The 12740-nt window shown below is 46.4% G+C and carries 18 protein-coding genes; 11 read left to right on the top strand and 7 right to left on the bottom strand.

The window, feature by feature from the left end:
* Positions 1 to 101: 101 nt before the first annotated feature.
* Genes ANME2D_RS16630 through ANME2D_RS00820 form a run of 3 tightly spaced genes read right to left on the bottom strand, consistent with a single transcriptional unit; the run spans position 102 to position 3218 of the window.
* Positions 102 to 1418, bottom strand: a complete 1317-nt coding sequence (locus ANME2D_RS16630) for an ATP-binding cassette domain-containing protein (protein ID WP_081810108.1) — start codon at positions 1416 to 1418, stop codon at positions 102 to 104.
* Positions 1419 to 1431: 13 nt separating this feature from the next.
* Positions 1432 to 2268: a cobalt ECF transporter T component CbiQ gene (gene cbiQ / locus ANME2D_RS00815; RefSeq protein ID WP_048088298.1), complete on the bottom strand. Its 837-nt coding sequence runs from the start codon at positions 2266 to 2268 to the stop codon at positions 1432 to 1434.
* A complete protein-coding gene (locus ANME2D_RS00820) occupies positions 2268 to 3218 on the bottom strand; it encodes an energy-coupling factor ABC transporter permease (RefSeq protein WP_198527321.1) in 951 nt (316 codons plus the stop codon). Before ANME2D_RS00820 ends, cbiQ begins: the two co-directional genes overlap by 1 nt.
* Positions 3219 to 3324: 106 nt before the next feature.
* Here ANME2D_RS00820 and ANME2D_RS00825 point away from each other — a divergent pair, with 106 nt between their 5' ends.
* The 9 genes from ANME2D_RS00825 to ANME2D_RS00865 all read left to right on the top strand — a co-directional run bounded on the left by ANME2D_RS00825 (position 3325) and on the right by ANME2D_RS00865 (position 8678).
* Positions 3325 to 3978, top strand: coding sequence for a DUF389 domain-containing protein (locus ANME2D_RS00825; RefSeq protein WP_048088299.1), 654 nt, complete (start codon positions 3325 to 3327; stop codon positions 3976 to 3978).
* Between the two features lie 58 nt (positions 3979 to 4036).
* The gene (locus ANME2D_RS00830; protein WP_048088300.1) at positions 4037 to 4345 is read left to right on the top strand and encodes an ArsR/SmtB family transcription factor; all 309 of its coding nucleotides are present in this window, start codon (positions 4037 to 4039) and stop codon (positions 4343 to 4345) included.
* A 3-nt stretch (positions 4346 to 4348) separates the two neighbouring features.
* Positions 4349 to 4663, top strand: a complete 315-nt coding sequence (locus ANME2D_RS00835) for a hypothetical protein (protein ID WP_048088301.1) — start codon at positions 4349 to 4351, stop codon at positions 4661 to 4663.
* Positions 4664 to 4675: 12 nt separating this feature from the next.
* A complete protein-coding gene (locus ANME2D_RS00840; protein ID WP_048088302.1) occupies positions 4676 to 4894 on the top strand; it encodes a hypothetical protein in 219 nt (72 codons plus the stop codon).
* Positions 4895 to 4912: 18 nt separating this feature from the next.
* A complete protein-coding gene (locus tag ANME2D_RS00845) occupies positions 4913 to 5161 on the top strand; it encodes a hypothetical protein (protein WP_048088303.1) in 249 nt (82 codons plus the stop codon).
* 7 nt (positions 5162 to 5168) lie between these two features.
* The gene (locus tag ANME2D_RS00850) at positions 5169 to 5504 is read left to right on the top strand and encodes a hypothetical protein (protein ID WP_048088305.1); all 336 of its coding nucleotides are present in this window, start codon (positions 5169 to 5171) and stop codon (positions 5502 to 5504) included.
* A 188-nt stretch (positions 5505 to 5692) separates the two neighbouring features.
* Positions 5693 to 7438 (top strand): glycine--tRNA ligase, encoded by a 1746-nt coding sequence (gene glyS, locus ANME2D_RS00855; RefSeq protein WP_048088312.1) that lies wholly within the window; start codon positions 5693 to 5695, stop codon positions 7436 to 7438.
* A gap of 9 nt (positions 7439 to 7447) precedes the next feature.
* Positions 7448 to 8104, top strand: coding sequence for a diacylglycerol/polyprenol kinase family protein (locus ANME2D_RS00860; protein ID WP_048088314.1), 657 nt, complete (start codon positions 7448 to 7450; stop codon positions 8102 to 8104).
* A gap of 115 nt (positions 8105 to 8219) precedes the next feature.
* A complete protein-coding gene (locus ANME2D_RS00865) occupies positions 8220 to 8678 on the top strand; it encodes an SNARE domain-containing protein (RefSeq protein WP_048088316.1) in 459 nt (152 codons plus the stop codon).
* 53 nt (positions 8679 to 8731) lie between these two features.
* On the opposite strand, the gene ANME2D_RS18330 is transcribed toward ANME2D_RS00865, so the two are convergent.
* The 4 genes from ANME2D_RS18330 to ANME2D_RS00880 form a co-directional block, all read right to left on the bottom strand.
* Positions 8732 to 8881 carry a hypothetical protein gene (locus ANME2D_RS18330; RefSeq protein WP_198527322.1) on the bottom strand — a complete coding sequence of 50 codons (150 nt, stop codon included), beginning with the start codon at positions 8879 to 8881 and terminating at the stop codon, positions 8732 to 8734.
* Between the two features lie 54 nt (positions 8882 to 8935).
* Positions 8936 to 9823 carry a radical SAM protein gene (locus ANME2D_RS00870; protein ID WP_048088318.1) on the bottom strand — a complete coding sequence of 296 codons (888 nt, stop codon included), beginning with the start codon at positions 9821 to 9823 and terminating at the stop codon, positions 8936 to 8938.
* A 175-nt stretch (positions 9824 to 9998) separates the two neighbouring features.
* On the bottom strand, positions 9999 to 10241 hold the full coding sequence (locus ANME2D_RS00875; protein WP_048089216.1) for a DUF378 domain-containing protein: 243 nt from the start codon (positions 10239 to 10241) through the stop codon (positions 9999 to 10001).
* Positions 10242 to 10297: 56 nt separating this feature from the next.
* Entirely contained in the window at positions 10298 to 10690 is a 393-nt protein-coding gene (locus tag ANME2D_RS00880) for a hypothetical protein (protein WP_048088320.1), read from the bottom strand.
* A 204-nt stretch (positions 10691 to 10894) separates the two neighbouring features.
* On the opposite strand from ANME2D_RS00880, the gene ANME2D_RS00885 reads away from it, so the two are divergent.
* Positions 10895 to 11101: an FAD-dependent oxidoreductase gene (locus ANME2D_RS00885; RefSeq protein WP_157833890.1), complete on the top strand. Its 207-nt coding sequence runs from the start codon at positions 10895 to 10897 to the stop codon at positions 11099 to 11101.
* A 172-nt stretch (positions 11102 to 11273) separates the two neighbouring features.
* Positions 11274 to 12581 (top strand): FAD-dependent monooxygenase, encoded by a 1308-nt coding sequence (locus tag ANME2D_RS16635; RefSeq protein ID WP_052368495.1) that lies wholly within the window; start codon positions 11274 to 11276, stop codon positions 12579 to 12581.
* The last annotated feature ends 159 nt before the right edge of the window (positions 12582 to 12740 follow it).

The following is a 12740-nucleotide window of genomic DNA, read 5'->3' on the forward strand; positions in this document are numbered from 1 at the left end:
CGTAAATACTCCCCTATTCTAATCTAACTCTGGGGTTCTTCTATTTATCGGATAGGCTCTAAGTGCAAGAATAGCAGTAAAGAACTCACTGTGCCATATCGCTACAGCGCAATAACGGAATAATTGATCTTCTTCTCTCTTACCTTCTCTGCCACCCTGTCCGCCATCCCGCCTGAAGCAAAAACAATCACATTGAATCCCCGAAGTGCTGCGAGTATGCCTGATTGGATAACATCGAACTCAATATCGCACCTGATCCCCATCCTGTTCATCAGTACCTTTGCAGATGTGCCCATTGCTCCGATCTTATGGTTCTTCTCTCTATCAAGAATATCACGGACATTCTCTATATCTGCCGCCCTTGAGCCCCCTTCAATGATCCCTGGAACCCTGATTATGGTTATATTGCCAGCAAATTGCTGCAGATCCCCGTTTACATCCTTAACAGCGATATCCTCCCCTTTTTTGCCACCAAACACCGCCTTACCCTTAACGCCTGTTGAACCTTTGATAGCAACAAGCATGCCGTCTTTGATCTTAAGGCAAACATCATCGCCTGCAGATATGTCGCAGCCTGCTATTGCACACCTGACGTTCATCACCTCTACATCGACAGATCCCATAAAATCAAGAACTGAGAGCGGCACCTCACCCTTTGAGATTCCCCGTGCGCGAAATTCTCTGAATGTCTGGACTATGACAGGGTGCTTCAAGCCAGCCTCCATGATCAGTTTTTCATCTGCGAAAATATGCCCTGGAACTCCTGACCTGAAAACCTCTCCTTTGTTGAGTATATAAATTCTATCAGCCCATGCCGCAGCAAGGTCAGAGTCGTGGGTTGATATAATAATCGTTTTTCCTTCAGCATTTAACTCATCCAGGATCTCCATCGTATCAGTAACCCCGCGTACATCAAGACCCGATGTCGGCTCATCAAGCACTAACACATCAGGCTCCATTGCAACCACGCCAGCAATTGCTACCCTTTTCTTCTGCCCTCCGCTTAAGTTCGCAGGGTTTTTCTGTGCAAGTTTTTCGATATCAAACCTGTGCAGCACCTCTCTGGCCTTTTTCTCTACATCCGCCTGGGATAATCCCAGGTTCTTTGGGCCAAAAGCGAGATCCTCAAGTACAGTGGGTGCGAACAACTGGCTGTCCGGGTCCTGGAATACAAGACCCACCCGCCTCCTGATCGTATCGATATTATCTTTGCTGATATTCTCCCCGAATACCTTTATTTCCCCGCCTGTCTGCATGATCAGGCCGTTAAAATGATAGAATAGCGTTGTCTTCCCGCTACCGTTTGGACCGAGCACAGCCACCCTCTCGCCAGCATTTGCTTCAAAATTCACACCTGATAGAGCATTTGTCCCGTCACTATAGGTATATTCAAGTTCAATCGTTTTTATCACGTTCATTTTTGCTTTTACCTCATAAAAACCTGTCAAGTCCTATCAGTCCGATAATCCCGAATGACAGCACCAATCCAAACATTATATCTCTTTTATCCAATGGCAGGTAATCCTTCGGATATTGCAGACCTGGTCTCCAGGCGCGTGAGATCATGGCTATATAGATCTCCTCGCTTCTTGCGAATGCGCGTGTAATAAGCAGTCCGCATATTGAAGCAATATTATGCATCCGCTTCGTAAAGCCCTGTTCTCTTGAAAAACCGCATCGTGATTCCTGCGCTAGCTTCAGTTTTTTTCCCTCGTATGAGAAAGTCCTTATGTACCTGGTCATAAGTGAACAGATCTCAATAATCGTCCCGGGAACACCAAACCAGCGCATGCTCCCAAGCAGCTCGTTCTCAGGGGTTGTGATTACCAGTAGAACCAGTACAGAGGCAGAGGCGAATACCCTTGAGAAGATAAGAGAACCATACTCGATTCCCTCAGAATAAACTGAGATAAATCCAAGATCAATTATGTTTACCCCGTAGGTAAGACCCTGTATCGCGAGGATAAACAATGCCAGAACCAGCGGGAAAATGATTTTTTTAGTGTAATCCCGAAATATACCAAGCCTTAGCGCAATAAACATGCATAATATGGATATGATGACCGGAATATGCCAGTTTTTCATTACTGTCATGGCGATGATCAGGATAAACGCTGCAAAGATCATGATCCTTGAATCGATCATTCTGCCTCTGTACCCGGATTGTGATCTTTTTTCCCTTAAGTATCTGCCTATTATCAGGGAGATGAAGAAAGTAATCGTAACCACTATTCCATTTAAAGGATCTGTCGTAAGCCACTGCAGCATCAGGTTCTCCTCCTGAGTTCGGTACAGAAATACCCTGTAAAGAGACCGCCTATAATACCAACAAAAGCAAAACCCAGGGGCTCACCAAAGCGGGCCATTAATCTTACCCCGATCCCGCCTGGATCTGCATCAGGAGCGGCAAGCGTCTCAACAGTACTGTCAACGCCCGCCATATCACTTCCTCCCAGATAACCGATATACGCGCCTGCGGCAATAACCGATGTGATTAAAACCATTAGAACAAGAGCGGTTTTTGTGAACCTGTCCATACCATGGCCTTCTGTGCCGATCAAATCCTGTTTTGTCCTGGATATGTATTCTATCACATAACCCGTGAATGCGAATTCTGCAAATGCAAGGGGCAGTTGAGTGGGAATAAAGCCAAGGGAGTATAGTTTCCAGTAGTACATCACGTTTTCGGGATTCAGGGAAAGGGCAAGTTGAAGGGCTGTCATAAGGTATGTTAAAATACTTCCGATAAGTCCTGCCATTCCTGCAGAGAACCACAAAGGAGAGAATTTTTTAAGCGATCTGTACACAAGGTAGCCACCAAAAGCCCCGACTATTCCCATTGAGAATACGTTTGCGCCTATGGTAGTTAAACCGCCGTGGGCTACGAATACCTGGAAGAACAGGGCAATCGCGCTTATTACGACTGCTGCAAACGGACCGATGATTATTGCAGCAAGCGGTGTTCCGACAGGATGGGATGATGAGCCTGTCACCGGCACAGGGATGTGCCATACCGAGATCACAAAAACCACAGCACCGATCAATGAGATCCTGGGAAGATACACCGGGTCGACTGCGATGCGTTTATTGATTACCCGAAGACCTGCTGCAATAACGATTGCAGATAATACATACCAGAATAAAATCCATCTCGGTTCCAGAATCCCGTCTGATATATGTATGTTGAGTCCTCCTAAATCAACTAAACTTGATTTCACTAAAGTTTACTTGATATAAAAAGATAATGGTCAAGAACGATATGGCTAATCTATTTGTATGTTCGGTATCAGTATTTACTAGTGCTACTATGCGATAGTTACGGATATGTCAGATAATACGGTGGATAGGCTGGAGCGCATCGATTTTCATGGCAGTGCAAGTCTTGATTTTGACACTATAACATTCCTTGTCCTATCGAGCATACTGGCATCTGTAGCTTTGCTTGCCGATTCTACTCCTGTTCTAATTGGCTCAATGGTTCTTGCACCATCATTTGATACTATTGTAGCGATACCATTCGGTATTATCAATAGAGACTGGCAACTCGTGCGCACGGGAACAACAGGTCTGCTGGTTCACTCTGTAGTTATATTTGTCGTATCATTTATTACAGTCTGGGTACTCTTACATACGCCCTTAATCCCTCCAAGCCCGGCACTGGCAGGCCGCGGATTGGTGAGTGAGAGATTATTATTCGGGGGCTACAGCATAATTACAGCACTTGCAGCCGGCGCGGGTGGTTCTATTGCAACAGTAACAAACAGGAGAGAAAATATAGTGGGTGTGGTAATAGCCCTGGCTATAGTGCCTGCTCTGGCTGCGGCGTCTATTGGATTCCAGGCAGGCCCTCTTTCAGGCTGGGGCGGTATTATGCTTTTTGCCATCAATGTATCAGGTATAATCGTCGCAGGATTTGTCGTGTTAATGATCCGCATGGAATATGGAAAAACAAAAAAACTCGTAAAGGAACACGATTGAAGTTTTCAAAGACAATACCGAAAGTTTTATCGTGACAGCTGTAAAAGATATTAAACACATGTTAAATATCACAGCCAGCTCCATTTCTGAGCTTGCAAAGCTTCTCGGATTTCTCGGAAACGAGCAGCGCCTCAGCATTCTCAAAGCAATAGCGGTTCAGGAGAAATACGCAAGGGAGATCTCGGAAGAACTCGGTATCTCAAGGCCGCTGGTCAACATATACCTGAAGCAGTTCGAGAAGCTCGGGCTTGTAAAAGGCAGGAGCGAGGTCTCGGAAGAATCGCCGTACTTCAGGAAATACTACAGATCAGTACCGTTCGAGCTGGTTGTCAGCCTGGATGTGATTCAAAATATGAAGGAGGAATGAAAAATGAAAATGAACGAAAATTGGATAATAGTCGGGATTGTAGCCCTTTTCCTTACTCTCGTCGTGTTAAATCAGCTTGGAATTCAAGTAACTCCGCTTGCTTACCTTCTTTACTTCGTTCTTTTAATTACGATCGGTGTTATTATAATAGACGGTATCAGTAAGTTCGCAAACAGGTTGGTTGATGCTTTGGCAAAAAGGCAGGCAATCAGTAATGAAGAAATAAATACAAAAATAGAACTCCTGATGCAGAGAACGCAGGTTATAGAGAATAAAGTAGATAAAATCAATACAATACTTGAGAAGGTCTCAGAGTAGCAGGTGATAGAAATGGCAATAGGAACTGGTGAAATATTTATTGTCTTGCTGATGTATGCAATTCCACTGGTAGTGATTGTATATCTGATAATTCTGGCTAAGCGCTATGTAGATGCAAAGGTACAGGAATCAAAGGCATCCACAAACATGAATGCTTTGAAAGAATCCCTGGATAGGATCGAGAAAAAGCTTGATAAAATAGATAAGATACTTGAAAAAGTGTCGGAGTAGATACAGGAGGGTTTAAAAGTGGTTTTGTTTCCCGAAATTCCCGGAATAGTGGTGCTTTTTTTCTGGCTGCTTGTACTGGTCGTACTGGCGGTCTTAATAGATGGCATCCTTAAGTACGGCAATAAGTTCATAGAAGCACAGGCAAAACAGCAAATAGCAAGCAGTGAAGAAATAGAAACAAAAATAGAACTCATGATACAGAGGATGCAGGTTATAGAGAATAAAGTCGATAAAATCAATACAATTCTGGAAAAGGTTTCAGATTAAGGAGATTATGAATAATAGTTCAAAAGAAGAGAAAATCCTGATTAAGGCACTTATTATAGTCTCTGGAGTTATAATCTTAAGTTTATTCGTTCTTCCGGCGGTTGGTTTACCTCCATGGCTGGAATATTATACTCCGCTTTTAGGGATTACATTCTTGCTACTGCCCATCTTAATAGTGCTGTATTTTATAGCTGTAATTAAACGATATGTGGATTCAAGGACAGCAAATTCAAAAACTACGATGGATATTCATACAAAAATGGCACAGCTAAACGAATCCCTGGATAGGATCGAGAAAAAGCTCGATAAAATAGATAAAATACTTGAAAAAGTGTCAGAATAGTCGGCGATTACAGATATCTAAATTCCTTCAGAGGTACCAGCATCAGCGGCATATATACCATCTTGATAGCGCCGCCTTCGGTGTCCCTTCGGGTGGGTTATATCGTAAATACGCAATCAGAGCAAATCTCTATAAGAAACTATAATAATCTAAAACCATGTAATAAGTCCTGAAAGTGATGATAACACATGGTTGATAAATACGAAAAGATAATCGAGCTGGCAAAACGCCGCGGATTTCTCTGGCCATCGTTTGAGCTGTACGGCGGAACAGCCGGTTTCTATGATTACGGGCCGCTCGGCGCAATGCTCAAGCGCCGCATTGAGAATGTCTGGCGGGATATATTTGTAATAAACGAGGGCTACTATGAGATAGAGGCGCCTACCATCGGTATAGAGGATATCTTCATCGCATCAGGGCATGTCGGAGGCTTCTCTGATCCCCTTACCGAATGCCAGAAGTGCCATGAGGATTTCAGGGCAGATCATCTTGTCCAGAACATCGTAGATATGCCCGATACCCTGAGCGCAGATGAACTCACTGAGATCATCAATAAAAACAACATCCGGTGCCCTGAATGCGGCGGAAAGCTCGGTAATGTTTATGAGTTCAACCTGATGTTCAGGACCAGCATCGGGCCTGGCTCAAAAAGGGCAGGTTATCTTCGCCCCGAGACTGCGCAGGCGATGTTCGTGGATTTTCCACGCCTCCTGAAGTTCTACCGTGATCACCTGCCATTCGGTGCCACACAGATAGGCAAAGCCTACCGCAACGAGATATCCCCGCGGCAGGGTGTAATACGCCTGAGGGAATTTACACAGGCTGAGGCTGAGATATTCATCGACCCAAGAAATAAGACGCATCCTGGATTCAAAGAGATCGCTGATATTGTTCTTAACTTTTACTCCCAGGAAGGGCAGATCAACGGGGAATCGCAGCAGATATCAATCGGTGCGGCTGTAAACACAGGAATAATCGCACATGAGTTCCTGGGATACTGCCTTGCCATAACATATCGGTACCTCACACGCGTGGGTGTGTCACCAGAGAAACTGCGCTTCAGGCAGCATATGAAGGATGAGATGGCTCACTATGCTGCTGATTGCTGGGATGCCGAGATACTGAGCGATCGGTTCGGATGGATCGAGGTAGTGGGTATAGCCGACAGGACGGATTATGACTTAAAAGCCCATGCTAAACAGAGTGAGACAGACCTGACTGTATATGTGCCGTATGATAGACCTAAAAAGGTTGAGCGTTTTGTAGTCAAACCCAATATGGCGGCTCTCGGACCCAGGTTCAAAGGAAAAGCAGGGAAGATAGCAAATGCGCTGAAGGCATTAAGACAGGAGGAGCTATCTGGTGAATTTATAGAACTGACAATCGATAGTGAGCACATAAAGCTGGAAAAGGATGCCGTAGTATTTGAGACAGTGACGGAGGAGATCCATGGTGAGAATATCATCCCGCATGTGATAGAACCATCCTTCGGGATCGACAGGATAATGTATTCACTTCTTGAGCATTCATATTTTGAAGAAAAAGCTATTGAGGAAGGGGAGGAGGATGAAGTACGGATAGTACTGCGCCTTCCGCCCCAGGTTGCTCCGGTTCAGGCTGCTGTACTGCCTCTTCTTACACGAGAGAAACTGATAAAACCAGCAATAGAGATCATAGAATCGCTTCGCAAAGCCGGTATACTCGTTACTTTCGATGACTCCGGTACCATAGGCCGGCGGTATCGCAGGAATGATGAGATCGGCACACCGTATTCTATCACCGTGGATTACCAGACTCTTGAGGACGGCACTGTTACAATCAGGGAGAGAGATTCGATGGGACAGGTGCGTGCCAGTATGAGTGATATTGCAGATAATATATGCGACCTGATATACAGAGGCAAATCTTTTGGGAATGCTGGAAGGAGAGTATAAAGCTCCTGTATGTTTGATCTTCTATCCCGCGAACTGCTGCGAAAAACGTTTCATATTACAGGTTCCTTAATCCCCATAATCTACTATTTTATCAGTAGAGAAACCGCCCTGATCGTGCTCTCATCTGTGAATGCGTTCATTCTGTTGATCGAATGGCTGCGCCTTAGAGGAAAAATAAAGCTCCCTGATATACTGCTGCGCCCGCATGAGAATAAACAGGTCGCAGCGTATATATATTTTAATATGGCTGCCCTTATATCCATTCTTATCTTTGATAAAACGGTTGCCATAGCTGCATTATTGATGCTGTCGATCGGAGATGCTGCATCCGGGCTGGCAGGTTCGATGATAAAAGGCGGGGATATTCGTAATCGTAATCGTAATCGCAATTATAATCGCAATCAGGCTACAAAAAATATGGAATTCAAACCCCTTCCAATAATGGCTTTGATGTTCGCAGTATGTATCCTGATCGGGCTTGTTCTTTTAAATCTGCCGCTGGCAGAGGATATGACCCATTTATCTTTCCTGGTATATGCAGCAGGGGCAGCAGGAGCCACTTTAGGGGATGCAGTACCTGTACAGATCCTGGGAAGGCAGATCGATGATAACCTTATGATACCTCTTTTATCAGGATTGTTTATGACTGCTGCTGCTTTCTTTTGAAAGAAGCTAAAGCATGGCCAAACAGACCAATTGTAAGCGATATTCACGATCGCTGGTCTTATAACCATAGCGTACCTAATCCTTATACAAGAACAAGATAAAAGGAGGTGAGGATATGGGAAAAACTGTAGTGATTGCTATTACTGTATTGATTCTGGGTCTGGGTATAACAGCACAGGCAGGGTTCCTGGATTTCTTTCAGACACCGAAAATATCGCTGGATCAGAACAAGACAACGTACATGACGCAGGACGTATCGAAATGGGACAACCTCAAAACCGATTTGCAGCAGTTGAACACGTCTGAGAATATCACATCCCTGAGTAGCATAATGCAGCAACAGAACGTTGATGCTGTGCAGGTTGATGTGACCGACCAGAATAATTACATTGGCACATTCTACTTAGTCAAAGATGTGGGAATACTATTTCAGCCGCCAGAGCAACAGGTAGATCGTACATTCAGGGTCTCTGAACAGGATGTCAGAAGCATCATAGATATGCTCTCGGATGGAGAACTCAGCCTCGTGGAACGTATAAGAATCTGGATGATACTGCGGAATAGCGAAGTCTGAACTGAAGTTATTCTCGATAAGAGATTCTTTAGTTCATTTCTTATTTTTTTGTTCTAAATCTTCTTAACGCTGTCCGATTGACATGACGGGCAGCTTACCTTTTTCCCTATCGCACGGAACGTGGATTTACAATCCAGACATCTGTACTGGGTTACATTCATTTCTCCTGGTTCGATATCAAGATTGGTTGAAGAGTCCATCATACACATGGGATCTCACCTCCAGTATAGAATCATCTATCATACTATTAATCCTTTTCATGCGTGGAAATATTCAGTAACTCTCTGCTGTACAGGAGAGCCGCATGGTTCCATTCCCGGGACACCTACCGCATCTGCACGGCACTGCCTGCATAATCTGAATTGTGGCAGGAATTCCTCTGCTATTGTCCTTGCCATGGTAAGCTCATCACAATCAGGAGCCCTTTCTTTCTCAAACCTGTTAAGAGGTATCAGGGGAATGATGTTCATAAGTGTTGCACCGCTATCGTGTGATCTTCTGGCTATTTCCTTTATCTGTTCAAAGTTGATCTCCGGGATGAGTACGGTGTTTACTTTTATATTAAGTCCTGCCTCACTTGCCCTCTTCACACCAAGGAACTGGTTTTCAATCAGGAGCTTTGCTCCTTCAACGCCTCTGTAAGTCTTATCGTGGTAGCGCACAAATGAATAGATCCTGGCGCCGATATCAGGATCAACCGCATTGATAGTGACTGTTACGCTTGTAACACCGACCTCAATGAGTTTTTCGACATTCTCAGTAAGCAAAAGACCGTTGGTGGCTACACATTTTATCAGTTCGGGATATTTATCATGGACAAGCCCGAGGGTCACGAATGTCTCTTCATTTGCAAGTGATTCGCCAGGCCCTGCGATTCCTACCACGCGCAGATTGGGCATTTCTTTTATATATCTATCAACTCTGATGAGTGCCTCCTGCGGATTGAGAATACTGCCGGAGACGCCTGGCCTGTGTTCGCATTTGTCCAGCTTTCTGATACAGTAGTTGCACTGGATATTGCAGCGCGGCGCTACAGGCAGGTGAATCCTGGCAGTAGTGAAATGCGCTTTTTCATTGTAACACGGGTGCACGCTCGTCAGGTGCGCGAACTTCGATCCAATATTTCCCCAGCGTTCTTGTTTCATAGTGATCCCGCTATTATTCGTGTAATAACAAGTGGTTATTTGCACTAATACTATTTAGGTGCTATGGTACACTTTCGGGAAAAGATAAAAGTCGCTATGCTGTGATTAAAGCCTTGAAGCTGGGTTTATATGCCTCTCCCACTCTTCTACTCCGCCTTCTATAATTTTTTTAAAATTATCTTAAGCGACGGAAGATCAAGTATAGAGCAGATAATCCTACCAGAACGTATATCAACCTCTGCAGAGCCGGGACTGATCCAAAGATAGCTGCAACTAAATCAAAATTAAATAACCCGATCAGACCCCAGTTCAAACCTCCGATTATTACAAGAGCAATAGCTATCTGATCTACAATATTCTCATGAACAGCTACATAGCCCCTTCTTTCTACCCTGGTTTCTCCTCTTATGTCTACCATATTCTCACCCCATTTAATCATTAAGGATTATATCGTATAAATCTTTTCGTGAAATCTTAATATCTCCTCGGTCTGCATTTATCAAGCAGAATGACTTTTCTGGCAGTCTCTATGTCATCTGTGTTCAGTCTCATCTTGAACCACCACTTGTAACCGCCTTCATCCACGCTACCCACAGAGACCATCCATAATTCACCGTCGATTACAACCAACCCGTAATCATCCCCGAACCATTCGGTTACTTGCTCCATAACTTTACCAGTTTCTTCCAGAGGTAGGTCATAAAATGATTTTTTATCTTCATATCTATCCAGGAACCTGTCTGTCCCCTCCTTCCAGGTCTCGTCAAAAAAATCATCAAGCAGGTTCAAGTCATTGAGACATTTCAATCCTGTTTCGATTTTGTTAAATTTCTCTTTAGTCTGTTCAGTATTTCTATCTATGTTCATTCTCCTGTCACTCCAAGTTATATTGAATGTGCTGGTAAAGAATATATGTAACGCAAAGTACCTGAGATAACATAACTTCTTCAAATTTTCACACAGTTTGTGCATACAAAGATGAACTCTATGGTGTTGAGACGTCAGGTTAATATAAGACCTGGTCAAATATTAATTAATAATAGAAGACGGATGAAGGGGATTAAAATTGGTATGGGTGATGCAAATCGAATTGTGATCGTTGGTGCCGGCCCCGTCGGCCTGTCGCTGGCGCTGGGGCTCGCCCGGCAGGGTGAGCGCTCCGTGCTTCTCGAGCAAAAGAAGGCGACGAGCAAGCATTCCAAGGCACCCGGAATACATGTGCGGACCCGCGAGATCTTCCGGCAGTGGGGAATCGAGGAACGCTTTCTCGACGTATAGGAAAGTATAAACGCATTTCTTCCTCCTCATCTTGAAATCTGATAGTCTAAAAACAACGAACATAAACGAACTGGAACGAACTCCAAGAGTTCGTTTTGAGTTAGTATAAGTTCGTTGTTAATAATTTTGCCCCCGCAGGGGCTTTCTTGATGCAGGTGTGCTCAGGCGGAGATTGACACTGCACAACGCTGTACCCGGGCGCCGTCCACTGCTTACCATCGATTTCTCCGAACTCGATGCAGAAACCGATAGCCCTGGAATTTTGTTGCTCGAGCAGGGGTACACGGAGAAGCTGTTGCTTGAAGCCGTGCAGGAGTCCGGCATGTGCGACGTCCGGTTCGGAGCGGAGGTCATCGAATTGGCTCCACGTGCGGACGGAGCGAGGGTGACGATCCAGGAGGGTGGAAAGTCGCGCGCGCTTGATGCGGAGTTCGTCGTCGGGTGCGACGGCGCAAGTAGCTTCGTACGCAATGCTCTGGGACTGCCGTTTGAGGGGATTACTTATTCGATCCGCCCCATGCTGGCGGATGTCTGCGTGGCGGATGAGCGTGACGCCCTCCCGTGGCCGCGAATAAGGAACACACGCAGCGGCCTGACGTTCACTCTTCGCCTACGCCGCGGGCTCTGGAGGATCGTTCGCCTTGAGCGTGGTGATCCTGTGAAGGGTGATGACGTGCCGGAGGAGGAGCTGAATGACCGCGTGCAAGAGGTGCTGGGGCCGGGTCCGGTCAAGGTGGTGTGGGCGAGCCGCTTCCGGATCCACCGTCGCTCCAGCCCGCGGTTCCGGGTGGGCCGTGTCCTCCTGGCCGGCGACGCGGCGCATGTCCACAGCCCGATCGGTGGACTCGGTATGAATGCCGGCATCCAGGATGCGCACAATCTCGCCTGGAAGCTGGCCTACGCGCTCCGTGGCGGGGATCTGGAGAGGTTATTAGACTCCTACGATGTAGAGCGCCGGGCGGTCGTTGTGGAGACTGTGTCCCGCTACACGGATTTCAATACCCGTGCCGTACTGCAAACCCCGTCTGTCGTCCGTGAAGCCGTGTTCTTCCTTTGGCGCCTTGCATTCAAAATCCCTCGTCTCCGCAGGATGATACTGCGTCGCGCGACAATGATCGACCTCGATTACCCCGCCTCGCTGCTCCTGGATCGCCGAGCACGTTCCGCTGGCGTTCGTCTTCCCAATCCGCCTCTCCGTTCACGCGAGGGCGCAGAAGTCCGCCTGTACGATCTGCTGCCGAACGGACCGGTGATCCTCAACATCGGGCAGGACCGCGATCTTCCAGGCAACCTGCCGGTGGAAGAAGTCATCCGGATCGGTCCGGGCGGGTACCTGGATCCGACCGGTTCGCTCAGCGGTCTGCTCGGGGGGCAGCACGGTTGGATCCTGGTTCGGCCCGATGCGCACATCACCTGGGCGCGGGACGAGCTGGAGGGAATCGACGTAGCGGTGAAGCATGCCCTGGGAGCGCGGGTCTGATCGATCCGGCCGGCGGTATTGGACTTCGGATAACAAGACGGTTACCGCTGCGGCGGCGCTGCACGCCATGAGGCTCGTCGGTACCATGCAGGTTCGGATTAAGAGCCTATCCGAAAAGTAGAAGAATTACAATGTAGGGTAATGTGGGGTAATGACAAC

It is taken from the genome of Candidatus Methanoperedens nitratireducens, from assembly GCF_000685155.1.
GTDB lineage: Archaea > Halobacteriota > Methanosarcinia > Methanosarcinales > Methanoperedenaceae > Methanoperedens > Methanoperedens nitratireducens.